Below are 25,872 nucleotides of genomic sequence, written 5' to 3' on the forward strand. Positions count from 1 at the left end.
TCCGCCGATTTTCAAATTCTAAATGCGTCCACCGGCCTGAGAGCGTCTGGGTGCCAAGTTCGGGCTCAGCGAGTGAGGCTGGTGGTGATTCTGACCATCTTGCTCGATTGAGGATTTGGACATGAAACCTGCCTGCGCTACGACCGCGCGGCCCGCCAAAATCGCCGCGCTCCCAGCTGTGCCGCTTTCGGCGCTTCTTCGCCACTCCCACATTGATCAGCAGCGCGCCCCCGATCGGCGCGAACGATGTTCGTGAGGGGGGTGCGCGATGTTAGTTGCCTCATCACTTCCCGCGATCCATTCCGAAGGCGGGCTATCCCGCTACCTGAAGGAGATCCATCGATTTCCGCTGCTCGAGCCGTCGGAAGAAGCCGAATATGCCCGGCGCTTGCGCGATTGCGGCGATCGTGACGCGGCCTATCGGCTGGTGACGAGCCACCTGCGGCTGGCGGCCAAGATTGCGCTCCAGCATCGCCGCTACGGCCTGGCAATCGCCGACCTCATCTCGGAGGCTAACGTCGGACTGATGCTCGCCGTCAAGCGGTTCGATCCGGAGAAAGGCTTTCGGCTTGCGACTTATGCCTCCTGGTGGATCAGGGCATCAGTGCAGGAATTCATCCTGAGATCATGGTCGCTGGTCAAGCTGGGCACCACCGCGGCGCAGAAGAAGCTTTTCTTCAATCTCCGCAAGCTGAAGCGCAGGCTTGGCGTGGCCGAGGATGGCGATCTGCGCACCGATCAGCTCAGATATATCGCCGATAGTCTCGAGGTGAAGGAGGATGACGTGGTCGAGATGAATGGCAGGCTGCGCGGCGACATCTCGCTCAACGTGCCGCTCAGCGTCGAGACAGAAGGCGATGAATGGCAGGATCGTCTCGTGGATCCCTCCCCCGATCCTGAAAGTCTGCTGCTGGAAGCAGCCGATCGTGAACGAACGAAAGCTGCCCTCACGGACGCCATTGCTGCGCTGTCGCCACGGGAGCGCAGCATCATCGAAGCACGATATTTGGACGAGCCGCACAAGACGTTGGACTCGCTCGCCGGCAAGTTCGGCATCTCGCGCGAGCGAATCCGCCAAATCGAGCAGCGCGCGTTGCAACGGATCAAGGCGAAGGTCTGCGCGGGCCTGGCCGATCCGAACCTCGCGACAATACATTAGATGAGCGCGAAACGGATGCTGATCGGCCAGGCCGATCAGCATCCTCTGCAGATGTCGGGGACGATACGCTCGGCCGAAAAGTCAGCGCTTCTGCGCCCATTCTGGCGCACTTTTTCAGCATTGCTGCGAGACGTTGCAACGGAACTGGTAGCGAGCTGCCGGGCGGGCTCGGCCGAAATCCGCGCCTCTGCGCGCGGAGAGTCGGCCTCTTTGGCCTGAAGCGCATTGACCATCCCCAACAAGGCAATGGCAGCGATAACGCCTCTCATCTCTGATCATCCTCCTTTCGGTTCGCGGCCTCGTCACGTCCGGAGCGGCCGGCCGGCCGCTCCGCTGTCAGCTCATGGCAGGCTGTGGTCGGACCCGATCCGGCGGCGCGAGATCGAGCCGGATACCCGATGGTCCCAGGACCGGCGACAGCAATGTATCCACCTTCATGGTTGCACTGGCCCGCTCCCAATTCTGCCAGGGCATCGTGTCCAGGTATGGGATCGACGGCAACGCGAGCTGTTCGAAACTGTCTGCCGCGTTCCTGATAGAACCGGGACTTTCGGCGCCGTAGGCCGCAAAGGGCACGAGGGAAAGGCCGGCACCAACGGCCAACGCGGCGAGGTGCCGCAACATTATTCGGGCGTTCTCCGCGCGAGCGGAGAACGTACGATCCTTGATCATCTCATCCTCCTATCGTTCGAAAACAGATGCAATTGATCGTGACAGCTCATGGAGAACGAGCCCGGCCGCTGGGCCGGGCTCGCTCGTCTCAGAAGTCCATCGCGGGAGCGCTTGCCGCTTCCGTCTTCTTCGGCTTGTCGGCCACCAGCGCTTCGGTCGTGATGAGCAGCGAAGCAACCGAGGCCGCGTCCTGCAAGGCCGTGCGCACCACCTTGGCAGGATCGATCACGCCGGCCTGCACCATGTCCTGGTACTCGCCGCTCGCCGCGTTGAAGCCCCAAGTGTAGGTCTGGTTCTCGAGGAGCTTGCCGACGACGACGGAGCCGTCCTCGCCTGCATTCTGCACGATCTGCCGAGCCGGCACCTGGATTGCGCGGCGCACGATGTCCACGCCGGCCTTCTGGTCGGCATTGGCGGTCTTGACGCCCTCGAGCGCCTTGAGGGAGCGCAGCAGTGCCACGCCGCCGCCAGGCAGGATGCCCTCCTCGACCGCAGCCCGGGTCGCATGCAGCGCGTCGTCGACGCGGTCCTTGCGTTCCTTCACCTCGACCTCGGTCGCGCCGCCGACCCGGATCACCGCGACGCCACCGGCGAGCTTGGCCAGCCGCTCCTGGAGCTTCTCGCGGTCGTAATCCGAGGTGGTTTCCTCGATCTGGGTTCTGATCTGCTGGCTTCTCGCCTCGATGTCCTTCTTGGCGCCGGCCCCGTCGACGATCGTGGTGTTCTCCTTGTCAATGACGACCTTCTTGGCGCGGCCCAGCATCTTCACCGAGACGTTCTCGAGCTTGATGCCGAGATCTTCGGAGATCACGGTGCCGCCGGTGAGGATCGCGATGTCCTCCAGCATTGCCTTGCGGCGGTCGCCGAAGCCCGGCGCCTTGACGGCGGCAACCTTCAGGCCGCCACGCAGACGGTTGACGACCAATGTCGCCAGCGCCTCGCCCTCGACCTCCTCTGCGATGATCAGCAGCGGCTTGCCCGATTGCACGACCTGTTCGAGCAGCGGCAGCATCGTCTGCAGGCCCGACAGCTTCTTCTCGTGGATCAGCACATAGGGGTCTTCGAGCTCGACCCGCATCTTCTCCGGATTGGTGACAAAGTAGGGGGAGACGTAGCCGCGATCGAACTGCATGCCCTCGACCACCTCGAGCTCGGTGTGGAGGCTCTTGGCTTCTTCGACCGTGATCACGCCCTCATTGCCGACCTTCTGCATGGCCTCGGCCAGGAAGCGCCCGATCTCGGTATCGCCATTGGCGGAAATGGTGCCGACCTGGGCAATCTCGTCGTTCGAGGTAACCTTCTTGGCGTGCGATTTGAGGTCGGTCACGATGGCGTCCACGGCAAGGTCGATGCCGCGCTTGAGATCCATCGGGTTCATCCCGGCGGCGACTGCCTTGGCACCCTCCTTGACGATGGCCTGCGCCAGCACGGTCGCCGTCGTGGTGCCGTCTCCGGCAAGATCATTGGTCTTTGACGCGACCTCGCGCACCATCTGTGCGCCCATATTCTCGAACTTGTCCTCCAGTTCGATCTCTTTGGCGACGGTGACGCCATCCTTGGTGATGCGCGGCGCGCCGAACGATTTTTCGATGACGACGTTGCGTCCCTTTGGACCGAGCGTGACCTTCACCGCATTCGCCAGTGTGTCGACGCCCCGCAGCATGCGCTCGCGGGCCTCGGTCGCGAACTTCACGTCCTTGGCAGCCATTTTTGCAAACTCCTTTCCGTTCGATGACTGTCAGTGTTACGCCGCCTTCTTCAGCGTGCCGGCCTGCTCGACCACGCCGAGAAGATCGCTTTCCTTCATGATCAAGAGCTCCTCGCCGTCGATCTTGACCTCGGTGCCCGACCACTTGCCGAACAGCACCCGGTCACCGACCTTGACGTCGAGCGGCACGAGCTGGCCTTGCTCGTTACGCGCCCCCGGCCCAGCGGCGATGATCTCGCCCTGCTGCGGCTTCTCCTTGGCGGTGTCGGGAATGATGATGCCGCCGGCGGTCTTCTCCTCGGCATCGATTCGGCGCACGAGCACACGGTCGTGCAACGGGCGGAAATGCATGCACATCCTCCTTGCTAGGTTCAGCGATGTCCAAAATCCGGGTCCGGAACCGGCCCCCGGGCGGCAAACGACCTAGGAACAAGTCGATCTTTGTTCAAGGGGGCTGCGCGAAAATTTTCCCCTCACACGCCGGCCCCTGCTCGCGCGGTGCGACTTGCAGGGACTGGCGATCCCAGCAAGGCTGGCGGTGGACATGATGCCCCTGCGCGAACAATTTCGACCGGCGGAGAAGTTTGCTTTAATATGAACTCCGTGCCCCAGCCAGTGCCCCCATCCATGCCGCAGCCATTCGATCGCTCCAAGGAAGATCTCGGCAACGCGATCCATTTCGAGCACGTCAACATCCAGGTCCCCGATCAGCGCCTCGCCACCCTGTTCTACGTGGCAGGACTCGGGCTGACCCGCGATCCCTATCTGATGGTGTCCGACACCAATATGTGGATCAACGCCGGACGGAGCCAGTTTCATTTGCCGAGCGGCAGGCCGCAGGTGCTGCGCGGCCATGTCGGGCTGGTCATCGCCGGCCGCGAGGCACTGCTCGCGCGGCTGGCTTCGGTCGCCAAAAAGCTCGATGGCACCGCGTTCACCTTCGCCGAGCGCAACGACCATGTCGAGGCGGTTTGTCCATGGGGCAACCGCTTGCGCTGCTACGAGCCCGACGCCGCGCGCTTCGGGCGCATCGCGCTCGGGATTCCCTATGTCGAGTTCAACGTGCCGGCGGGATCGGCAACCGGCATCTGCGCGTTCTATCCTGAAGTCATGGGCATGCCCGCCGACTTGCGAAACGGCGGCGGCAAGGTGGCCGCGGTGAAGACGGGCCGCGACCAGCACCTGTTGTTCCGCGAGACCGATCGGCCGCAGCCGGACTATGACGGCCACCATGTGCAGATCTACATCACCGACTTCTCCGGCCCCTATCGCAAGCTCCTGGCGCGCGACCTGATTTCCCGCGAGGACAATCAATACCAGTACCGGTTTTGCGACATCGTCGACCTCGATAGCGGCAAGCACCTCTTCACTGTCGAGCACGAGGTGCGCAGCGCGACCCACCCGATGTTCATGCGGCCGATGGTCAATCGCAACCCGGCGCTGACCAACCGGAACTATGCGTACGGGCATGACGAGGCGGCCTGGGCGATGGGGCCGGATCAGTATGAGGGATAGGCTAAGCCTGCCGCATCATTGCCCACGGCGTAGAGCCTGCGCAGCGGCGTACCGTTGCGCGCAAGGACACAATCACGCCGCTGCGCGCGCCTATCGCCAACTCTCCTGAAGGAGACACTACGCGCGCGTCATCGCTATCCATCCTGGTGTCAGGCCCGTCGGGTTGCGAACGCCCGCTCGACCGCATCAGTTGAAATCCGCGATACGCGCATCGAGGGCGAAAATGCCTTGGTAAATTTCCGGATCCCCAAGGCGGCCACCGACATCAGGCGCCAGTTCGGCGGCCTTGTGCCAAGCGGCTTGGAGCGCCGTCTCGTCGAGAGCCTCGACCATCAGCAGGCCGGCAAACAGGCCTTCGCTCGTCCGCATGCCTTTTTCGACCGTCGGAACTGACGTGCGATCCTGATCCGTCGCACCGATCTGAACGGCGACCACGCCGTCGCAACCGGCAATGGCATTGGCAAACCCTGCCGGATCGTCCAGAGGCCGGTCGATCCGCAGCACTATCGCGGTGGCGCCCTCGCCGCGCCCGGCGCGAACTGTCACATTGCCCCCGCCGCGAACGAAATTGCCCAGCCGGGGCATGATGCGCTGCGACCAGGGCGTCGGTGAATTGAGGCGCGCCAGATAGGCCGGGCCGTCCAGGACGTCAGGCGTTTCGAGCTCGTACAAGATGAAGAAGCGGTTGATATCGGCGCGCAACGCGCGGAAGACACGGCAGGCGAGAAAGCCCCGCGTCGTCACACGTTCCATCGTGTGCTCGCGGGTGAGCCAATGCCGATAGTCTGTCAGGTCCTCAGACGCGATATCGCTCCAGATTGCTAGAAGTCCCGCACCGCGCATCCGCTCCTCCCTGCTCTACGCCTTGCGCCTCGGCTTCAAGCCGTGCAATGCAGCCGGAACGCCATCGGGCAATCGTCCGAGCCGCTGAACGGCCGCCAGAATGGCGGCGATATAGCCGTAAGGACCAAGCCCGCAGATCACGGCCGTCGAGGCGCTGGACGTGATCGAATGCCGGTGCAGCTCATCGCGGGCGTGAATGTTGGAGATGTGCACTTCGATCGTGGGGCCATCGAAGATCTTCAAGGCATCGATCAAAGCAATCGAAGTGAACGAGAACGCCGCCGGGTTCATGATGATCGCATCCGCGTTGCCACGAGCCGATTGGATCAGGCCGACGAGCTCACCTTCGATATTCGATTGATGAAACGACAGCGAGACGTCAAGAAGCTTGGCGAGTTCCAGGCAGCTTGCCTCGATTTCGCCAAGGGTCGTTGAGCCATAGATGTGTGGCTCCCTGATGCCGAGGAAATTGAGATTGGGGCCGTTCAGGATCATGATCCGCGTGGCCATGGGGCCGCTCCTTTCGACAGGACGTGACTAGCCACCGAACCATTTTGCCGGCTCCGTGACCAATTGGGGGAAAAGCACCATCAGAAGCAACACGGCGAGTTGCGCGATCAGGAAGGGCCAGACGCCCTTGATGACGTCCTCCATGCTGATCCGCGAGACGCCGCAGACGACGTTCAGCACGACGCCCACTGGCGGCGTTATCAGGCCGATCGCATTGTTGATGATGAACAGCACGCCAAAATAGACTGGATCGATCCCGGCCTGCTTGACGATGGGCATGAGGATCGGCGTCAGGATCAGGATAGTCGGCGCCATATCGAGCGCGGTGCCGACGATGACGACGAGGATCATGATCGCGAGCATCAACAGCGTCGGGTTGCCCATGAACGGGCGCACGAGATCGACGACCTGGGTCGCGATCTCGGCTACGGTGATGAGCCAGGACGAGACCAGCGCTGCCGCGACCAGAAACATCACGATGCTTGTGCTGAGCGCCGCCGAGACCATCACCTCGTAGAGCTGCGAGAGCTTCAGCTCCCGGTAGATGCAGGTGGCGACGAATAACGCATAGACCGCCACCACGACTGCCGCTTCGGTCGGCGTGAAGATGCCGAAACGCAAACCGACGACGATGATGACCGGCAGCATCAGCGCCCAAAATCCGTCGGACACCGCTTTCGCTATCTCACGAAGGGACTTGCGCGGCGGGCTTTCGATGTTCTCGTCACGGGCGACCCACCACCACGCAACACAAAGGCCGAGGCCGAGCAGCAGCCCGGGCACGATGCCGGCGAGAAACAGCTTCGAGATCGAGACGCCGCCGGCGACACCGAACAAGACGAAGCCGATGCTCGGTGGGATGACAGGTGCGATGATCCCTCCCGCCGCGACCAGCCCGGCCGCGTACATCTTCTTGTGGCCTGCCGCGACCATCATCGGGACCAGCAGGGCGGCCAGCGCCGCAGCATCCGCCGCCGCCGATCCGGACAGCGAGGCGAGCGCGCAGGATGCCAGGATCGCGACATAGCCGAGCCCGCCCCGCACGTGGCCGACGACCGCGAACGCGATGTCCACGATTCGCCTGGCAAGCCCGCCCTTGTTCATGATTTCGCCGGCAAGCATGAAGAACGGTACCGCCATCAGCGGGAAACTGTCAGCGCCGTTGATGATGTTCTGCGCGACGATCTGTGAGTCGAATATGTCGAGGAAGTGCATCAAGGCGATGCCGCAGACGATCAGCGCAAACGCGATCGGCATGCCCAGCGCCATGGCGCCGAGGAGCGAGACTGTGAAGACGACAATCGTCATGGTGCAATCCGGCCGAGAACAGGGCTTGCGGAGCTCAGCTGTGCCCGTCGCTTTCCTTCACAGCAATGAGGTCTTCGCCGCTCGCCGCGCCGGTGACGACCTGGAAGAGGTCGTAAGCGAGGATGGCGGCCGCCGAGACGCCGAAGACGAGCCCGGATGAGTAGAAGAAAAGCCCGACCGAGATACCCGACGCCGGCGCGGTGTCGCCGAAGGTCAGAACGGCTTGCTTCCAGCTTCCGAGCGTCAGCAGCCAATCGGCATAGAGCATCAGGAGATAGCTGACCACGAAGCAGAGCATCCTGCCTCGCGGCGGCAGCGCACGCACGAGCGTATCGACGCCGAGATGTGCGTGCTGGCGCAGTGCAACGATGGCCCCGAGAAAGGTCAGCCAGACCAGGAGCCAGCGCGACAGCTCCTCGGATACCGCGATACCCGAATTGAAGATGTAGCGCAGCACCACGTTGCTGAACACGAGCACCACCATCGCAGCAAGGCAAACGGCGACCGCCGCCTTCAACACGTCGCAATAAGCGTCGAGGATCTTTGCCATTCGCCTTATCTACCGTCCCGTCACTTGATGGTGCTGCGAATGCGCGCGAGCTCGGCGTTGAAGAGCTTCACCTTGTCGGGATCGTATTCGCTGGAGAACTTCTCGATGACGGGCTTCACCGCCTCCTGCATCCGCGCATATTCCGCCGGCGCGATCTCGTTGAACTGCATGCCCTTGGCCTTCAGCTCGCCGAGCGCCCGATCGGCGGCGAGTTTGGTCTGCTCGCGCTGATACTGGACCGTCTCCGCGTAGGTGTCGCGGAACATCTTCTGCTCCTCGGGCGACAGCTTGTCCCAGAACTTCTTGCTCACGATGATGATGTTCTGGGTGAAGGTGTGGTTGGTCGCCGAGACGTATTTCTGCACCTCGTAGAATTTGTTGGACAGGATGACGCTGTAGGGATTTTCCTGGCCGTCGACCGTCTTGTTCTCGAGGGCGGTGTAGAGCTCGCCGAACGCCATCGGCACCGGGTTAGCCTTGAAGGCCTTGAAGGTCTCCAAATAGACCGGGTTCGGAATCACACGCAGCTTCAGGCCGGCGAGATCTTCGAGCTTCGCCACCGGCCCTCTGCTGTTGGTGACGTTGCGGAAGCCCAGGCCCCAATAGCCGAGCGCGATCAGGTCCTTCCCTGGCAGGAGGTCCATCATCGTCTTGCCGAACGGTCCATCGGCAAGCGCGGTCGCCTGGTCGAAGTTGGCGACGCTGAAGGGGAAATCGAACAGGCCAAGATCCTTGACGACGCTGGCGAGCGAGGTGGTCGACGCCGAGAAGATTTCCTGGGTGCCGCCCCGGACCGCCGATTGCTGCTGCAATTCGTTTCCGAGCTGGGACGCGGCAAATTCGCGGATCTTCAGCTTGCCCCCGCTCTTGGCGGTCAGGACCTCGGCAAATTTCTGCACGCTGAGGCTGACGGGGTGGTCGGTGTTGTTGAGGTGCCCCCAGCGGATCGTCCGCTCCTGCACCTGCGCAGCCGCAGGTAGCACGGCGAGAACTGCCCCCACCGCGATGACGGCCCAGCCCAGCATTTTCCTCTGCATGCCCAGCTCCCTCGATCACGCCGCGGTCTGAGGCCGCGGCTTTTGGCAAGCATAAACATAGGGTATTATCGGAGTCAAAGGAGGAAATTCTTTTCATCATATGAAGTTTAGATTATCATATGAAGGCATGGAGACGGAACGATACCCTTGATCGGTAAAGAGGAATCAGCGATCGGCGAGGACTGCTATCGCAGAATCCGAGCTGACATCGTTTTCGGACGGCTCAAGCCAGCCCATCGGCTCAGGCTCGAAGCGTTGCGCGAGAGCTATGGCGTGAGCGTCAGCACGCTGCGCGAGATCCTGAGCCGGCTGGCGGCGGAAGGCTTCGTGGCCGCAGAAGGCAAGCGCGGCTTCGAAGTTGCCGGGGTGTCCGCCGATAATCTGCGCGAGCTCGCCGGCTTGCGGCTGCTGCTGGAGTCGCACGCCATGGCGATCTCTTTCGCCAGCGCCGACGTCGAATGGGAGGGGCGCGTCGTCTCGGCCCATCACAAGCTCGCCTCGACGGAGCGGCTGATGGACTCGGGGATCGGCGAGCCGGAGCAATGGAAGCGCTATGATGGCGAGTTTCACCAGGCCCTGATCTCGAATTGCGGGTCGCGCCTGCTGATGGAAACGCATAGCCTCGTCTTCGACAAATACTTCCGCTACCAGATGGTGGCTTTCCGCTATCGTGGCGCTGAGCCGGCCGAGCAGCACAGGGCACTGCTCGAATGCGCGCTGAGGCGCGACGCCGAGACGGCGCAGAAGGTGCTCTGCGCGCATGTCAACAACTGCGTTGCCGATGCGCTCGCCAACAGCTCGCTGCGCTGAAGGAGTGCGCGGTGACGGCGAGGATCATCGCTGCCGACAAGGTTCAAACCGCAGTGCCGGCAGGTGACGTGCTGGGCGAGACGCCCTTGTGGTGCAGCCGCTTAAACAAGCTGTGGTGGATCGATATCGACCGCCGGCTTCATCAATCGTTCGATCCGTCGACTGGCGCTCACCGGACAACTCGCCACGATTGCCGGTTTCTCGGAAGCCAGGCGCTGGTGTCGGACGGCTCACACATCCTCGCGCAGGATCTGGAGCTGTTTCGCTACGATGCTGCAAGCCGGGAATCGAGCCGCTTCTGCGAAGTCGAGACGGGGCGCGACAATCGGCTCAACGACGGACGGGTCGATGCGCGGGGCCGCCTGTGGATCGGGACGATGGACAATGATCTGCACCGGCCGAACGGCTCGCTCTATTGCGTCGACGGCAGTACAGCCACGCCGATGTTCGCGGAGGTCATCGTCAGCAACGGAATTGCGTTTTCGGCCGACAATCGCACGCTCTACTTCACCGATACGCGGCGATACTGCACCTGGCAGTTCGACTTCGACCTCGATGATGGCGTGATCGGCAACAGAAGACTGTTCGCAGACTATACCGCCTCGAAAGAGCGACCCGACGGCGCCTGCGTCGACGTCGATGGCGGGCTCTGGACCGCGTTCTTCTCCGGCGGCCGGATCGTGCGCTATCGGCCGGACGGCCGGATCGACACGATCATTCCCCTCCCCGTGACCAATCCGACATGCGTCTGCTTCGGCGGCCGTGACCTGACGACCATGTTCGTCACCACCGCAAGAAAATTCCTCGATCCCATGCAATTGGACCGAGAGTCCGAAGCCGGCCATCTGCTCGCCATTCACGGCATCGCGCAGGGACTTGCCGAACACCGGTTCGCCGCTGGTTGATCCACGCAGCGGGGCAGGATCGGATCAAGCGGAGCTTCTGGCTGGGGCGGGAGGGTACTCAGCCACAAATCGCTTGGGGCAAACCACCTGAAAAGATTAACGAATCAGGCAACACCGGTGCGATGTGTAGCACCTCAGTGCTGCAGCCTGCAAGGCCAGCAGCTGGCGACGGCTTGAAGGTCGAAGCAAGACCGACAAGCAATGCCGCCGGGGATTTCGCCACCGACGGCTTCACGACGTCGGGCACTGGGCGTTTTCCCACAATCCCGGCATCGCTCAGGGCTCCGCAGGCCGGCGCGGCGGAACGGGAAGGACGGCCGCACCAACCTGAATGCAGGCTGAACTTGGTGAGTTGCTCGTTCTCCCTGCCCTTCGTCGTCCTCGACGATGGCACAATGGCCGCCACGTCGGCAGAAGCCAGGTCTGGAGGGGCAGCCGGCGGCTCCCCAATAGGATGGCCCGCATCCTGCCCCGTCGGCGCGCTGACGCGGTCTCCGAACGACTAACGCAGGGTGGCAAGCTGCACTTCTGTCACCTGGCCCACCCACCCGCCATCCCGGCCGTGCCAGTGGAGGCCAGCCGACACGAGCATCTGGCGGTTCGCCGAAGAAGCATTGCGTCCGTACTTTACAAAGACCGCCCGGTTCCTCGTGGATGAGCCCTTCGCCCAACTGCGACAGCTTCGAAACGAGTGCGCGGGAGATCCAGGCTTTCGACCGTGGTCCCGACAAGCTGGATGATCTTCACCTTGTTCGATGCGACCAAGGCCGAAATCTTACTCGATGTCGGCATGCTGCTTCTGCAATAAGGCCAACTTGGCTTGGTTCATCTCGATTTCCGGGACGAGCGCCGCAGGTTTCTTCATGGAATTCGTCTCCGTCTATCGCGTTAGGAGACCATGCCTGCCCGAAAAATGCCAAGGCTGGAAACATTTTCTGCGGCCGACTTCCACGCTGATTTCCCGGTGACTGCCGAAGGCCAAGAAATAAAAAAGCAGGACGGCAAGCCGATCGCAAGCACGGAGGATGCAGATCTCGCTGCCCCGGGCGCCTTAACGACGACGAAGCTCGGCGCGAAAAAGATAAGTGGTCAGCCTGATCTGCCCCGGTGGTCGTGCAGCGTGCCGATAAGCTTCAGCAAGGGCGACTGGAGGCCCACAAGCTAGTCCGTCGGCGGCCGCTGATCGCCTTCCGCGTTCGCCGTTGGGTCGGTATCATCCGAGTTCGCAGTCTCGGACTGCACTCCGGCAGCTCCATTCCTTGGACCCCGTCTTCCGATGCGTTCGGGGCGACGGACGATTGACTCTCCTCCCCTTCGGCGCCTTGCAATTGCAGGTCGGCCGCCATCTTAACGAAGCGCTCTCGGTCTGCCGCGGTATTCATGGCCGCCGCGAAGCGCCGCGCGCGGGCGATCTGCTCCACCAAAAACTCCTTACTCCTGGGCATGGTTATCGCGCTGTGCCCGGCAAGCCCGGCGAGTTAGAGATCGTCGAGAGCGAGGCCGAGATCGTACGTGAGATTTTCGGCCGCTATGTGCAAGGCGAGACGCCGCGCGCGATCGCGCATCATCTCAATAAGCGCGGCGTGCGCCCACCGCGCGGCAAACTTTGGAATGCATCAACGATCAACGGCAACGTCTCACGTGCCGGTGGCATGATCTCGAACGAACTCTACGCTGGGCGCATCGTCTGGAACCGGGTGCATATGGTCAAAGACCCGGTGACCCGAAAGCGGCTGTCGCGTCCCAATCCGAAAGAGCAATACAAGAGGGTCGAGGCGCCGCACTTGCGCATTGTCGACGAGGCGACGTTGACGGCAGCACAAGCCATCAAGGTCGAGCGCCGCCGCGAAGCAACGCCGGCATCAGCACAAAGGGCGCGCACGCCGAAGCGAGTGTTCTCGGGATTGATCCGATGCGGCTCGTGCGGCGGCGGATGTTCTGTTGGCAGTGATCGCAAAGGCTTGCGGTTGCAATGTTCCGCGTACCGGGAAAGTGGATCGTGCAACAACAGCCGACGCATCTATCTCGATGACATCGAAGCCTTGGCGATCAAGGGATTGCGTCAACACCTCGACCGCCCCGAGGCGATCACCGAGTTCGTTGATGTGTATAATGCAGAGCGCAAACGGCTGAAGAAGGAGGCGAATGCCGAGCACGCCCGGATAGAACGGCGGCTCGGGGAGATCGACCGCGAGATCAGGCGCGCCATCGACGCGATCACGAAGGAAGAGGTACCGCCCGGACCGTTAGCGCCTCGAATGCGCGAGTTGGAAGCTGAGCGCACAGTCCTTGCCGGCCGACTTAAAGAGGCCAAGGAAGTCGACGACGTCATCGCCCTGCACCCAAAGGCGCTCGACCGCTACAAGCGCGCCGTCCTGGAGTTGGCCGACCATTTCAAGAGCGGCAGCCCGACCGAGTTTGCGAACATCCGCGAGTTGGTGACTGCAATCATCGTACACGCAAGCTCAAGCCGGCCGGGCAGAGCCGGAACCAAAGCCAATGCCGAGGATGATCGGAGCGTTCGGATCGACATCAAGGGTCGCCTCGCCGCGCTCTGCGGCAATCCCGCCCTGTTTCCGAACATGGCTATGTCGGGGGGAACGTTGGTAGCGGGGGAGCGCTACCGCCTTTCCCCACGCCGACAAAACCTCCGATATCTCATCCGATCTCCTAGCCTAGTCTAACGCGGCTCATCCCGGAAAGCGTATCGGCGAAAGTCGAGGGAGAAACTAGCAGGACGGCATTCTCGCTCGCGGGCCCGCGTACCGGGCCGATCTTCAGTCCGCTTTCGCCTTTACGTATCGACCCGGGGCAGATTCGCCCGGCGGATAGAGGTTATTGCCGAGTTGAGTGCGGGCCGGCAGCTGCTCTCCCGACCGCGGCTTGAGCCAAGCGATCCAATCGTTCCACCAACTGCCCGGCTTCTCGTCCGCACCCGCCAGCCATGCAGCCGGATCATCGCAGCGCTGGTCTGAAACCCAGTAGCTCCGCTTGTTCTTCGATGCCGGATTGATCACGCCGGCAATGTGCCCGCTCGCACCAAGGACAAAACGTGTATCGCCCTTGAAGAGGCCCGTCGTCCGGTAGGCCGATCGCCATGGCACGATATGGTCCTCGACGGTCGCCAGGACGTAGGCAGGCAAATCGACCCGCCCCAAATCGACTGGCGTGCCGCATATCGTCAACTTGCCGGGGACACGGAGATTGTTCTCCAAATACATGTTGCGGATGTACCAGCAATACATCGGCCCGGGCAGGTTGGTGACGTCCGTGTTCCAGAACAGGAGATCGAAGCGCTCGGGCGGCTTTCCCTTCAAGTAGTGATTGATCACATTCGGCCATATCAGTTCTTTCGAGCGCAGTGTCTGGAAGACGAATCCCAGCTCCGCGCCGCGGTAGATGCCACCATTGCCGATCGTCAGTTCGCGCTGTCGCACGCTCTTTTCATCCACGAAGACACCGAGATCGCCGGGCTCGCGGAAATCGAGCATGGTGGTCAACAACGTCACGCTGGCGACCGACTCATCGCCCCGCGTCCGCATGATCGCGAGTGCTGAGGACAGGATGGTTCCTCCGACGCACCAGCCGACGACGTTGATTTTGTCGCTCCCCGAGATCGATTGCGTGATTTCGATGGCGCGCATGGCGCCATGCTCAACGTAATCGTCCCAGCCGAAGTGCCCGCAAGAAGCGTCTAGATTGCGCCATGACACCATGAAGACCGTCAGACCGTGTTCGACCGCAAACCGGACGAAGGAATTGGCTGGCTGGAGGTCCAGAATATAGAACTTGTTGATGCAAGGCGGCACGATTAGCAGGGGACGTGCGGCCACCTGCTCGGTTGCCGGCTCGTATTGAATGAGCTGAAACAGCTCGTTCCCGAACACGACCGCGCCTTTGGACGTCGCGACGTCCTTTCCGACCTCGAACGCGGTCTCGTCCGTGATCGTCAGATTCCCCTTGCCCAGATCCGCCACCAGATTGTCCAAGCCGGTCTTGAGGCTCTGACCATCCGTATCGGCTGCAAGCTTGATCACCTCGGGATTGGTGGCAATGCAATTGGTCGGGCTCATCGCTTCGACCAGCTGGCGCGTGAAGAAACGCAGCCGGTGCTTTTCCTTTTCCTCCATATCGAGCGCTTCGACCAAGTCCGTGCAGTAGCGCGAATTCAGCAGGTAGGATTGCTTCAGCAGGCTGTAGAGCGAATTCTCCCGCCACTCCCTGCCGCTGAACCTGCGATCGCCGCGCACAGGTTCGATGCCTCCATTTCCCTTTCCGTCCGCCGCCGACGTGACATGGTGCTCGGAGAGTTGGTACAGGCCCTTGAGATACTCAACCTGCAGCTCGGCGATGCGTCCTGAAGAAGCCAGGGACGGGTTGATCATCGCGCCGTCGCGTTCATCATTCGACGGCCACCCCAGCGATCGCCAAAGGCTCGCACCCGCCTTCGCGAACGCGTCCACGAACTCATCAGGCATATTGAATGGCCGATCCATTGGATTTCCTCACTCTGCAACCAGATTGATGTATTGCATTTCGACATTGGGTCGCTTCTATCCGGCGCCCTTTTCTGCTTCGCGCCCCCACGGCACCGTCGCTCCGAAACCTCAGGTCCTGGAGCGAACGACCGAACCTTCGCGGATGCCGTCGACGTTCACGGCGAGGCGCTTGATCTTGTCGTACAAGGTTTGCTTGGGGATGCCCAAGAGCGTTGCGGTTGCCTGCACGTCGCCCTGTTTGCGCCGCAGCGCGTCCTCGATGATCGATCGCTCGATGTTTTCGAGCTGTCGTGGCAACGACAGATCCGAGGTGCCAAACCCTGACTTGTTGATCGCCTTGCCGTCGAGCACGCCCAGCACGAAACGATCGGCGACATTGCGAAGCTCGCGTACGTTGCCGGGCCAGGAATAAGCCAGCAGGGCGGACATCGTCTGCTCATCCAGGATCGGCGCATCACGCTCGAACCGCCTGGCGGCGTCCAGCGTGAAATGCTCGAACAACAGTGGAATGTCTTCACGCCGCTCTCGAAGCGGCGGCAGGTCGATGAATGCGACGCCGAGCCGATAGTAGAGATCGGCGCGGAACAGCTTCTTTTCGCTCAGCTCGAGCAAATTCGTCTTGCTCGCTGCGACGACCCGGCAGTCCACAGAGATCGGCTTGTTGGTTCCGACGCGCTCGATCGACCGGTCCTGCAACGAGCGGAGCAACTTCACCTGAACGCTCAGCGGCATGCTCTCGATCTCGTCGAGAAACAGTGTTCCGCCATTGGCGTACTCGATCTTGCCGATGCGCTGGCGGGTGGCTCCGGTGAACGCTCCCACTTCGTGGCCGAACAGTTCGCTCTCGACGAGCGACTCGGGCAGGCCGCCGCAGTTGACGGCGACGTAGTTGCCGCCGCGCCGCGCGCTGTGATTGTGCAGGCAACGCGCGACCACGTCCTTGCCGGTGCCGGTCTCGCCATAGATCGTGACGTCGACATTGGTCGAGGCCAGGGTAGACACTAGCCTTCGCACTTCCTGGATCTGCGGAGACCGGCCGAGCAGGCTCGCCTCGATCCCCCGGCGGTCGGATAGCGCCGACCGCAGCGAGCGAATCTCGAGGGTCAGGCGTCTCTTTTCAGCCGCCCTGCGCACCACGGCAACGAGTTGCTCCGACGAGCACGGCTTCTCGATGAAGTCGTAGGCACCGTTCCGCATCGCCTGCACAGCCATCGAGATATCACCGTGCCCGGTGATCAGGATTACGGGCAGGTCCGGATCAAGCCTGCGCAGATCGGCCTGCCAATCAAGGCCGCTTTTGCCGCGCAGCCGCACGTCGCAGACCGCGACAAAGGGCATGTCGGCGCGCACGCTTGCGTTGGCGGTCTCGACCGAGGCGAAACCCGAGACCGAGAACCCCGCAAGCTCGAGCGCCTGAACGCCCCCGATGCGGACATCCTCGTCGTCCTCGACGTAGATCACACCAATGGATTGGTCATCGGCCATGCGAAGCCGCCTCTGTCATCTCGGCCAACGGAAGAATCACGACAAATTCGGCGCCATCAGGAAGGTTTCGCCCCTGCAATTCGCCGCCGAAGGAGCGCGCGATGTGGTTCGACAGCATCAAGCCAAGGCCGAGGCCCTTGCCCGCAGGCTTGGTCGTCACGAACGGCTCGAACATGCGCCTGAGAACGTCGGCCGCGATCGCGGGGCCAGTGTTGCTGATGGCGATCCGGCAGCGCGCCGGGTGCCCCTCTTCCCTCGTGGCCCGGATGACGATCGACTTTTGTTCGACGCCCTCGACGGCATCCAGCGCATTCGCCACGATGTTGCACAATAATTGCTCGAGCCGCGTCTGGTCGGCAAGGACGCTGAGGTCGGCCTGAATGTCCGTGACGATGCTGACGCCGCCCTCCTTGACGCGCGCGGCGAATATCTTGAGCGTCTCGCTCACGGCCTGTTCGACCGAGATCGCACCAAGGGGGCTGCTCGACTTGTAGGCGAAAACCCGGAGCTGGCCGGTCAGGCGCCCGAGCCTGCTTACCAACTCGCCGATCCGGGTGAGATTGCCGCGCGCGTCAGCGACCGACCCGCGATCGACCAGCAGGATGGCATTGTCGGCCGCGGTCTGCAGCGCGGCCAAGGGCTGGTTCAGCTCATGTACGATGCCGGCCGACATCTGCCCGAGAGCAGCGAGCTTGCCGGCATGCACCAATTCGTCCTGGGCCGCCCGCAACTCGGCGGTTCGTTCCTGCACCCTGACTTCGAGCATGTCGTGCGCCGCCTGCAATGCAGCCTGATTGGCCAGCCTTTGCCTGATCTCCCTGCGGCGTTGCAGCACGAGTCCGAGCGCCAGCAAGGCAGCGATGGAGGCAACACCCGAAAGCGCGCCAAAGATCAGCGCGGTCTGCCGGACCGGCGCCTCGTCATCGAGGAGGACGAGCTTCCAGAGGCCCCGATTGATAGGAAGCTCGCTGGCCGTATAGGCCGCTCCATTCCCGGTGGCGAGGCGTGCGGAACCGCTTTCGGACCGAGCGATGACGGTCCATCCGAGTGGCGCCAGATTGTAGTCTGCGTAAGGCTTGGAGCGCGCAATATCGTCGAGCATTCCGCGCGACAGCGGCGCGATCGGGCGATAGCGCCACGCCTCGCGCGAGGCGAGGATCGTCACGCCCCGTTCGTCGAGGAGAAGTGCGTCGCCGGGAAGGTCGCGCCACCCGCGCTCGAACGAATCGAGATTGATCTTGACGACGGCGATCCCCTTGGTGGCCCCGCCCTCCTTGAGGGCGTAGGAGAGGTAATAGCCGGCGCGTGCACTGGTGATGCCGACACCGAAAAACGCGCCCCGGCCACGTGCGAGGGCTTCGCTCACATAAGGGCGATATGACAGGTTCCGGCCGACGGGTGTGCCGGGATCATCGAAGTCGGCGGCGGCCAAGGCTTCGCCCGAGACGCTCAGGACGTAAAGATTGTCGGCCCCGGCAAGCAGATTGATTGACTTCAGGTACAGGCTGACCGATTGCTGCAGCTCGGGATCGGCGGGATCACCGAGCAACTTGAATACGCTTGGCGACGTCTCCAGCAGCGACGGCAGATATTCAAATCTGGAGAGATAGCCGTCGAGCCTGGCCGCTTCGACCGCAAGCCGCTGCTGAGCGGCAACGTGCAGACGGTCAAGTCCCCGTTGGAACGCCAGGGCATAGCCGAGCCACAACGCCGCTGCGACCAAGGCAAGAGCAGCTATTCCGCGAACAAGCCAGCGCATCGAGCTGGATGCGGTTGAACCGGCTTCATACCCCCTCTTGACCTTCACCGGGAATGAAAGCTCCGTCATCTTGTGAACCAGGACAAACCGAGGAGCGCCGGCCATGGCAAAGGATGGCTCACGCATAGTCCAACTCTATGGTCTTGCCCCGGAATACGCGATAGGAAAATCCGGTATAAGCGACGATGACGGGCAGCGTGAGGCATACGCCGATCAGGATGATCTTGAGCGAATCCGGGCTGCTGGCAGCCTCCCATACCGTAAGCCTGTCGATCACCACGAAGGGGTAGATGCTGTAGCTGAGGCCGAGAAAGCTAAGGAGGAAGACCAGCACGAGCAAGGCAAACGGTAGCCAGCAGAGGGGGCCGCGCACGGTGGACGAGCCGAGCACCACGCGTACGGTCACGAGCGCAATCCCCGCGGTTACCGGGATCGATGCCACGGCAATGATCGCCGGCAAGGTGAACCACCGCTCGCGAACGGTCTCGCTGATCCACGGCGTTGCCATCGAAATCAGGATAAGGCCGAGGACCATGGGCGGCCAGGCGATCTTGCTCCACTCGATCGCCTTTCCCTGCAGTGCGCCATCCGTTTTCATCACCAGCCACGTGGCGCCGAGCAGCGCGTAGGCCATCGGCAGCGCGACCGCGATGGCGCCGGCAAAGATCGGATAATTCCAGCCCTGGCCGAAGCCGCTGACATAGCGGCCGAGCATCCAGCCCTGACAGACCGACGCAAGCATCGAGCCGGCGATGAACAGACGGTCCCACATTCCTTTCCGGCTGGCCTTCGCCTTGACCCTGAAATCGAAGGCTGCGCCGCGCAAGATCAGGCCGACCAGCATAAGCGTGGTTGGCAGGTACAGTTCCGACAGCACCAGCCCGTGCGCCTTGGGGAAGGCAATCAGGAGTAGGCCAACGCCGAGCACGAGCCAAGTCTCGTTGGCGTCCCAGAACGGACCGATCGATGCGACCATCGTATCCCGCTCCTCGGGCGTCGCCCGGTGCATCAGCATGCCGACGCCGAGATCGTATCCGTCGCTCACGACGTAGACGAGCAGCGACACGCCCATCAGCCCGATGAAGATCAGCGGCAGCAGTTCGTCGAATGACATCGAGGTCATGCGAATTCTCCGTCGCGCTGATATGGCTTCGGCTCCCCCGGCAGGGCGGCCGACGTACTTGCGTACGGCTTCTTATCGGCGGCCTCGGCCAGGTATTTGAGCACGCCGATATAGGCCGCGAGCAGCGCCAGATAGAGCGCGATATAGAGGGAGAATGTCACCGCGATGCTCGATGGCGGAACCCGCGACGCGACATCCGCAGTTCGAACCAGACCGGAGACGATGAAGGGTTGCCGGCCGATCTCCGTGACGTACCATCCGGCTATGGTCGCAACCCAGCCGGCAAAGGTCATGCCCGCAAATATCCGCAGCATCGGTCGTGGCATTTTGGCGAAATCCCAGCCATCGCGCCAATGCCAACACAGGCCGACCCAGCTGACGAGAAGCATCAGGATGCCGGTGCCCACCATGATCCGAAACGACCAGAACAACGGCAGGACCGGCGGATGAGCAGAGGGAAACTCGTTCAGCCCCTTGAGCTCCCCGTCTGGATCGTGCCGCAGAATCAGGCTCGCGAGCTTCGGCACCGCCAGTTCGAAATGGTTCGTTCTCGCCGCGTCATCCGGGATGGCGAACAGCAGGAGCGGCGCGCCGCGCATGGTTTCCCAAATGCCCTCGACCGCCGCGATCTTCTGCGGCTGATGTTTGAGCGTATTGAGCCCGTGAAAGTCGCCCGCCACCATCTGTGCCGGGGCCACCAGCGCGGCCAGGATCAGCCCGGTCCGCAGCACCCGTGACGCACTGGTGGTCGCGACGCCTTTCAGCAGCTGCCAGGCGCTGATCCCGATCAACAGGAATGCACAGGTCAGCGTGGATGCGAGCACCATGTGGACCAGGCGATACGGGAATGAGGGATTGAAGACGATCTCCAGCCAGCTGCGGGCGTGAAACTGACCGCCCACGATCTCGTAGCCGGCAGGCGTCTGCATCCACGAATTGAGCGAGAGAATCCAGAAGGCACTCATCAGCGTGCCGAACGCGACGAGGATGGTCGCACCGAGGTGAACCATTTCGCCGACACGACGATGGCCGAACAGCATGACGCCGAGGAAGCCCGCCTCCAGGAAGAACGCGGTCAGCACCTCATAGCCGAGCAGCGGGCCGGCGATGTTGCCGACGCGCTCCATGTAGCCCGGCCAGTTGGTGCCGAACTGGAAGCTCATGGTGACGCCGCTGACGACGCCGAGCGCGAACGTCAGGGCGAACACCTTCGTCCACTGACGGTACGAGCGAAGCCAGTCGAGCTTCTGCTGCGGATCGGTCGCGCGCAGGTACTTGAACCTGAAGAACAGAAGCATCCAGCCGAGCGCGATCGAAATCGACGGGAACAGAATATGGAAGGTGATGTTGGCGGCGAATTGCATGCGCGCAAGGAACACGGCGTCCATCAACAACCCTCCCGGTCAGGCAACGTCTCGTGCGTGACTCATGCGCGTCAATGCAGCTTCACATGCGGCTCGGTGCGCCGGGTGATCAGGCGGGCCAGCGTATCGAGCACGACCTTGACCGAACCATGCAGCGCGTGTTCGTGCATCTTGTAGAGCGACAGGTACATCATCCGCGCGAACATGCCTTCGAACACGAGGCTGCCGCCTACGAGTGCGCCCATCATCGATCCGACCGTGCTGAATTCACCGAGCGATACCAGCGATCCGAAGTCTCGATAGCGATATTCTTTCAGCGGCTCGCCCCGAAGATGGCGCGGGATCTCCGAATAGAGATGGGACGCCTGCTGATGCGCCGCCTGCGCGCGCGGCGGGACGTTGCCGCGCTCGCCCCATGAGCAGGCCGAGCAATCGCCGATGGCAAAGATGCCGTCGTCGCGCGTCGTCTGCAATGTCGGACGCACCACCAGCTGATTGATGCGATTGGTCTCGAGGCCGGCGATATCCTTCAGGAAGTCGGGCGCCTTGACCCCGGCCGCCCAGACGATCAGTTCGGCGGGGATGGTCCGGCCGTCTGTCAGGCTCACGCGGTCGGAACCAACCTCGGAGACTTTAGCCCCGGTCAGCACATTGACCCCGAGCCTGGCAAGCAGTTTCTCGGTCTCCTTCGAGACCCGTTCGGGCAGCGCGGGAAGCACCCGATCGGCGGCTTCGACCAGGGTGATCCTGATGTCCTTTTGCGGATCAACCTGGTCGAGGCCATACGCCACCACCTCGCGCGTCGTCCTGTGGAGCTCGGCGGCCAGCTCGACACCGGTGGCCCCGGCGCCGATGATCGCGACCTTGAGCTGGTGCGTTCCCAACGGCGCCGATTGGGCATGGGCGCGGATGCAGGCGTTGACCATGCGCTCGTGAAACCGCCGCGCATCGAGCTGCGATTCCAGCTTGATCGCATGATCGGCGACGCCGGGCGTGCCGAAATCGTTGTTCTGGCTTCCGACGGCGACGACAAGGACGTCATAGTCGAACAGCCGTTTCGGAGTGACCTCCCGGCCATCGGAATCGAGATAGGGCGCGACCAGCACCTGGCGCTTGTCCCGGTCAATCCCGATCATCTCCCCGATGCGATAGCGGAAGCCGTGCCAATAGGACTGCGCGAGATAGTCGACCTCGTGAGCCGAGATATCCATGCTGCCGGCGGCGATCTCATGCAGCTTCGGCTTCCACACATGGGTGCGGTTTCGCTCGATCAGCGTGACGTCGAGCTTGCCCTTGCGTCCGTATCTGTCGCCGAGGCGGGTCGCAAGCTCGAGTCCGCCGGCTCCGCCGCCGACGATCACAATCCGGGGTCTTCCCAATTGCGCCTTACCCATGATGGCCTCGACCAAGCGCGCTCACAACGTGTCCAAGTTATCCTCCGGATTAGGCCCTCTCGGACACCGCATCCGCGACAGCGACCGCCGCCATGTTCACGATGCGCCGGACGGTGGACGATGGCGTGAGGATGTGGGCCGGCTTCGCCGCGCCGAGCAGGATGCCGCCGACCGTCAGTCCCTGCCCCGCCGCCATCCTGAGCAAATTGTAGGAGATGTTGGCGGCGTCGAGATTCGGCATCACCAGCACGTTCGCCGGCCCCTCGAAACCGGAATCCGGAAACTCGTGATGCAGCACGGACGGCGACAATGCAGCATCGCCGCGCATCTCGCCTTCGACCGCGAGATCAGGGGACCGCTCCAGAATGATCGCCCGCGCCTCGCGCATCTTGTGCGCGTCCGGGACCGCGGAGCTTCCGAAGCTGGAATGCGACAGCAGCGCGACCCGAGGGGTAATGCCAAATCGGCTCACCTCCGCCGCAGCCATCAGCGCGATGTCGGCAACCTGTTCGGCGGTCGGATTGAGATTGCAGTGGGTATCGCAGATGAACAGCTGATGCTGCTGCAGGATGAGCATCTGCATCACGGCGAGCGTGCGCAGGCCGTCGCGCGTACCGATCACGTTGCGGATCGCGGCCAGATGATCGGACGTCCTGCCGATGACCCCGCACAGCATCGCATCGCCGAGCCCCCTTTCGAGCAGGATCGAGGCGAGCACGGTGGCGTTGCTGCGGGTCTCCGAAAGCGCCAACGCAGCTGACACACCGTCACGCTTCCTGCGCCCGTGGTAGACCTCCGCACATTGAGAATAGATTTCGGAATCGTGCGGATCGATGATGTCGCAGTCGCTGCCTGGCCTGAGCCGAAGACCGAACGACTTGATCCGCTCCTCGATCGTCGATGGCCGGCCCACCAATAGCGGCTTTGCGATCCGCTCGTCGACGACCACCTGTGCGGCGCGCAGCACACGCTCGTCTTCGCCCTCGGCCAGAAGCAGCGACTTGCCGCTTCCCTTCGCCACCGAGAACACCGGCTGCATCGCGTTGCCGGAATGATAGACGAACCGGCTCAGCTGCTGGCGATAGGCCTCCATGTCCGCGATCGGACGCCGGGCGACGCCGCTGTCCGCCGCGGCCCTTGCGACCGCGGGCGCCACGACCTCGATCAGCCGCGGGTCGAGCGGCTTTGGAATGAGATAGTTGCGACCAAAGCGAAGATCCTCTCCCTTGTAGGCCACAGCGACCACCTCGGGGACTTCGGCCATGGCCAGATCCGCCAGCGCGCGCACCGTCGCGAGCTTCATCTCCTCGTTGATCGTCGTCGCTCCGCAGTCCAGCGCGCCCCTGAAGATGAACGGAAAACAGAGAACGTTGTTGATCTGGTTGGGATAGTCCGACCGTCCCGTGCCGATGATCGCATCGGGACGAACCGCCAGTGCATCTTCCGGCATGATTTCCGGAATCGGGTTGGCCATGGCAAAGATCAGGGGATCCCGTGCCATCCGCTTTACCATGTCCTGCGTCAGCACCTTGCCTGCCGACAGGCCGAGAAAGACATCGGCGCCCTGGATGATGTCGTCGAGCTTTCGCGCCTCGGTTTTCACCGCATAGCGCGCCTTGTTGTCGTCCATGCCTTCCGTGCGACCGGCGTAGACGACGCCCTTCGCGTCCGTGACGATGATCCGGTTCTGCGGCAGGCCGAGGCTGACGATGAGATCGAGACACGCCAGCGCGGCGGCCCCGGCGCCGGAGCACACCAGCTTGACGTCGGCGATGTCCTTTTTGACCAGCTTCAGTCCGTTGAGGATCGCCGCCGCGGCGATGATCGCCGTGCCGTGCTGGTCATCGTGAAAGACCGGAATCTTCATGCGCTTGCGGAGCTGCTGTTCGATATAGAAGCATTCCGGCGCCTTGATGTCCTCCAGGTTGATGCCGCCGAAGGTCGGCTCCATCCTGGCGATGGTTTCGATCAAAGCGTCCGGATTCTCCTCGGCGAGCTCGATGTCGAAGACATCGATGCCGGCGAACTTCTTGAACAGGCACGCCTTGCCTTCCATGACGGGCTTGCCTGCCAGAGCGCCGATATTGCCGAGTCCAAGCACAGCGGTGCCGTTGGTGACAACGGCCACCAGGTTGCTGCGGGCGGTCAGCTGATCCGCCTGCAACGGGTCCTTGGCGATGACAAGACAGGGCTCCGCGACGCCAGGTGAATAGGCCAGCGACAGATCGCGTTGCGTCGCCATCGCCGTGGTCGGCACGACGGAGATCTTCCCCGGCCTCGGCAAGCGATGATATTCGAGCGCAGCTTCCCTCAGATCCTGGTCCATCCTATTCCCCGTTCTTACGCTTGTTCGATGGGCGATACGCCCCTGTTGCCTTTTCGGCTGTCGAGCTCAGGTGCTTCCGCCACGCGCCCGCATTGCAGCCATTCCCTCTTCGAAACGCCGCCGCAATATCTCGACCGTCTGCTTCTGTTGCTCGGTCGCGGTCTCGGCGAGTTGGCGCATGTTGGCGAGCGCCGTCTCGAATCCTTGTCTGGCGAGCTCGGCGCGCCTTCCCGCCACCGCCTCGTTGCCCGCCTCGGCGGCGATCGCCGTCATCGTTTCCCGGAAAACCTCCGCCTGTCGCGCCATCAGGTTTCGCCAGCTCTCATAGGCCGAGCGGTTGACCTCGATCAGGGCATCGATGTTCTTCTTCTCCATCTCGAGCAGCGCCTTCATATCGACGCCGCTGATCTGGCAGGATTCTATGAGTTTGGCGAAATCGAGGCCCGGGAGGGTCCAGTCGGTGGAGCCATCCTTCGGTTTGCTGTCGGACATTTCCCTCTCCTTCATTGGTCGTTACTGCTCAGCTTGAGCGGGCGGGATCGGCGCAGGTCGTCCCTCGGCATCCAACGCTACGAAGGTGAAGATTCCCTGTCACCTTCACACGCTCTCCCAGGCGCTTGCGCAGCGCCCAGGCCTCCAGACGGACCGCCAGCACGTGCGCCCGATACGCTCGGGCGAGGCGTAAACGCACAGGACATCCCCGACATGGACCGGCTTTATGAAATGCATCGCCTCGATCGCCACCGTGGCGACAAGGCCCTGCGCGCGCTGTCCGGCATGGATGCCGCCGGCGATATCCATCTGCGAGAGCACCCAGCCGAAGATATCGCCGCTCGGATTTGCATCCGCCGGCATGGCGAGCGTTCGCGTCGTGAGGTCCCCTCGTGGATGCATCGGCATCGCGG

The 25,872-nt window shown here is 62.6% G+C and carries 22 protein-coding genes and 1 pseudogene; 6 read left to right on the forward strand and 17 right to left on the reverse strand.

Annotated elements, in window-relative coordinates:
- The first annotated feature begins 268 nt into the window (after nucleotides 1-268).
- A complete protein-coding gene (rpoH, locus tag IVA96_RS12380; protein WP_247417410.1) occupies nucleotides 269-1,159 on the forward strand; it encodes an RNA polymerase sigma factor RpoH in 891 nt (296 codons plus the stop codon).
- Nucleotides 1,160-1,495: 336 nt separating this feature from the next.
- On the opposite strand, the gene IVA96_RS12385 is transcribed toward rpoH, so the two are convergent.
- The 3 genes from IVA96_RS12385 to groES all read right to left on the reverse strand — a co-directional run bounded on the left by IVA96_RS12385 (nucleotide 1,496) and on the right by groES (nucleotide 3,890).
- On the reverse strand, nucleotides 1,496-1,831 hold the full coding sequence (locus IVA96_RS12385) for a hypothetical protein (RefSeq protein ID WP_247417412.1): 336 nt from the start codon (nucleotides 1,829-1,831) through the stop codon (nucleotides 1,496-1,498).
- A gap of 88 nt (nucleotides 1,832-1,919) precedes the next feature.
- On the reverse strand, nucleotides 1,920-3,539 hold the full coding sequence (groL, locus tag IVA96_RS12390; RefSeq protein ID WP_247417413.1) for a chaperonin GroEL: 1,620 nt from the start codon (nucleotides 3,537-3,539) through the stop codon (nucleotides 1,920-1,922).
- A gap of 36 nt (nucleotides 3,540-3,575) precedes the next feature.
- Complete coding sequence (groES, locus tag IVA96_RS12395; protein ID WP_247279209.1) at nucleotides 3,576-3,890, reverse strand: co-chaperone GroES; 315 nt, start codon at nucleotides 3,888-3,890, stop codon at nucleotides 3,576-3,578.
- A gap of 276 nt (nucleotides 3,891-4,166) precedes the next feature.
- On the opposite strand from groES, the gene IVA96_RS12400 reads away from it, so the two are divergent.
- Nucleotides 4,167-5,054, forward strand: coding sequence for a hypothetical protein (locus IVA96_RS12400; RefSeq protein WP_247279208.1), 888 nt, complete (start codon nucleotides 4,167-4,169; stop codon nucleotides 5,052-5,054).
- A 186-nt stretch (nucleotides 5,055-5,240) separates the two neighbouring features.
- Here the strand turns inward: IVA96_RS12400 and IVA96_RS12405 are convergent, their stop codons facing one another.
- Genes IVA96_RS12405 through IVA96_RS12425 form a run of 5 tightly spaced genes read right to left on the reverse strand, consistent with a single transcriptional unit; the run spans nucleotide 5,241 to nucleotide 9,302 of the window.
- Nucleotides 5,241-5,897, reverse strand: a complete 657-nt coding sequence (locus IVA96_RS12405) for a hypothetical protein (protein WP_247417416.1) — start codon at nucleotides 5,895-5,897, stop codon at nucleotides 5,241-5,243.
- Nucleotides 5,898-5,912: 15 nt separating this feature from the next.
- Nucleotides 5,913-6,407, reverse strand: coding sequence for a type II 3-dehydroquinate dehydratase (locus tag IVA96_RS12410; RefSeq protein ID WP_247417418.1), 495 nt, complete (start codon nucleotides 6,405-6,407; stop codon nucleotides 5,913-5,915).
- 27 nt (nucleotides 6,408-6,434) lie between these two features.
- Complete coding sequence (locus IVA96_RS12415) at nucleotides 6,435-7,715, reverse strand: TRAP transporter large permease subunit (protein ID WP_247417420.1); 1,281 nt, start codon at nucleotides 7,713-7,715, stop codon at nucleotides 6,435-6,437.
- A 34-nt stretch (nucleotides 7,716-7,749) separates the two neighbouring features.
- Nucleotides 7,750-8,265 (reverse strand): TRAP transporter small permease, encoded by a 516-nt coding sequence (locus IVA96_RS12420; protein ID WP_247417423.1) that lies wholly within the window; start codon nucleotides 8,263-8,265, stop codon nucleotides 7,750-7,752.
- Between the two features lie 20 nt (nucleotides 8,266-8,285).
- A complete protein-coding gene (locus IVA96_RS12425) occupies nucleotides 8,286-9,302 on the reverse strand; it encodes a TRAP transporter substrate-binding protein (RefSeq protein WP_247417425.1) in 1,017 nt (338 codons plus the stop codon).
- Between the two features lie 147 nt (nucleotides 9,303-9,449).
- Between IVA96_RS12425 and IVA96_RS12430 the strand changes: the two genes are divergently transcribed.
- From IVA96_RS12430 to IVA96_RS12445, 4 genes are all read left to right on the forward strand, one after another.
- Nucleotides 9,450-10,112, forward strand: coding sequence for a GntR family transcriptional regulator (locus IVA96_RS12430; protein ID WP_247417428.1), 663 nt, complete (start codon nucleotides 9,450-9,452; stop codon nucleotides 10,110-10,112).
- A gap of 11 nt (nucleotides 10,113-10,123) precedes the next feature.
- The gene (locus tag IVA96_RS12435; protein WP_247417430.1) at nucleotides 10,124-11,017 is read left to right on the forward strand and encodes an SMP-30/gluconolactonase/LRE family protein; all 894 of its coding nucleotides are present in this window, start codon (nucleotides 10,124-10,126) and stop codon (nucleotides 11,015-11,017) included.
- A gap of 898 nt (nucleotides 11,018-11,915) precedes the next feature.
- Nucleotides 11,916-12,182 carry a hypothetical protein gene (locus tag IVA96_RS12440; protein WP_247417433.1) on the forward strand — a complete coding sequence of 89 codons (267 nt, stop codon included), beginning with the start codon at nucleotides 11,916-11,918 and terminating at the stop codon, nucleotides 12,180-12,182.
- A gap of 133 nt (nucleotides 12,183-12,315) precedes the next feature.
- Nucleotides 12,316-13,701, forward strand: a complete 1,386-nt coding sequence (locus IVA96_RS12445) for a recombinase family protein (RefSeq protein ID WP_247417436.1) — start codon at nucleotides 12,316-12,318, stop codon at nucleotides 13,699-13,701.
- Between the two features lie 93 nt (nucleotides 13,702-13,794).
- Here the strand turns inward: IVA96_RS12445 and phaC are convergent, their stop codons facing one another.
- From phaC to IVA96_RS12490, 9 genes and pseudogenes are all read right to left on the reverse strand, one after another.
- A complete protein-coding gene (gene phaC / locus IVA96_RS12450) occupies nucleotides 13,795-15,513 on the reverse strand; it encodes a class I poly(R)-hydroxyalkanoic acid synthase (RefSeq protein ID WP_247417439.1) in 1,719 nt (572 codons plus the stop codon).
- A gap of 111 nt (nucleotides 15,514-15,624) precedes the next feature.
- Nucleotides 15,625-17,001, reverse strand: a complete 1,377-nt coding sequence (locus IVA96_RS12455; protein ID WP_247417441.1) for a sigma-54 dependent transcriptional regulator — start codon at nucleotides 16,999-17,001, stop codon at nucleotides 15,625-15,627.
- Complete coding sequence (locus IVA96_RS12460) at nucleotides 16,991-18,829, reverse strand: ATP-binding protein (RefSeq protein WP_247417442.1); 1,839 nt, start codon at nucleotides 18,827-18,829, stop codon at nucleotides 16,991-16,993. The genes IVA96_RS12455 and IVA96_RS12460 overlap by 11 nt, the downstream gene beginning before the upstream one ends.
- 49 nt (nucleotides 18,830-18,878) lie before the next feature.
- Entirely contained in the window at nucleotides 18,879-19,883 is a 1,005-nt protein-coding gene (locus IVA96_RS12465; protein WP_247417445.1) for a cytochrome d ubiquinol oxidase subunit II, read from the reverse strand.
- Nucleotides 19,880-21,271 (reverse strand): cytochrome ubiquinol oxidase subunit I, encoded by a 1,392-nt coding sequence (locus tag IVA96_RS12470; protein ID WP_247417446.1) that lies wholly within the window; start codon nucleotides 21,269-21,271, stop codon nucleotides 19,880-19,882. The genes IVA96_RS12465 and IVA96_RS12470 overlap by 4 nt, the downstream gene beginning before the upstream one ends.
- Nucleotides 21,272-21,318: 47 nt before the next feature.
- A complete protein-coding gene (locus tag IVA96_RS12475; RefSeq protein WP_247417449.1) occupies nucleotides 21,319-22,641 on the reverse strand; it encodes an NAD(P)/FAD-dependent oxidoreductase in 1,323 nt (440 codons plus the stop codon).
- Nucleotides 22,642-22,690: 49 nt separating this feature from the next.
- The gene (locus tag IVA96_RS12480) at nucleotides 22,691-24,967 is read right to left on the reverse strand and encodes an NADP-dependent malic enzyme (RefSeq protein WP_247417452.1); all 2,277 of its coding nucleotides are present in this window, start codon (nucleotides 24,965-24,967) and stop codon (nucleotides 22,691-22,693) included.
- 66 nt (nucleotides 24,968-25,033) lie between these two features.
- Complete coding sequence (gene phaP / locus IVA96_RS12485; RefSeq protein ID WP_197489507.1) at nucleotides 25,034-25,459, reverse strand: TIGR01841 family phasin; 426 nt, start codon at nucleotides 25,457-25,459, stop codon at nucleotides 25,034-25,036.
- A gap of 21 nt (nucleotides 25,460-25,480) precedes the next feature.
- Nucleotides 25,481-25,867 (reverse strand): annotated as a pseudogene (locus IVA96_RS12490) (acyl-CoA thioesterase).
- Between the last annotated feature and the right edge of the window lie 5 nt (nucleotides 25,868-25,872).

The sequence above is a fragment of the Bradyrhizobium sp. 159 genome (assembly GCF_023073795.1).
Lineage (GTDB): Bacteria > Pseudomonadota > Alphaproteobacteria > Rhizobiales > Xanthobacteraceae > Bradyrhizobium.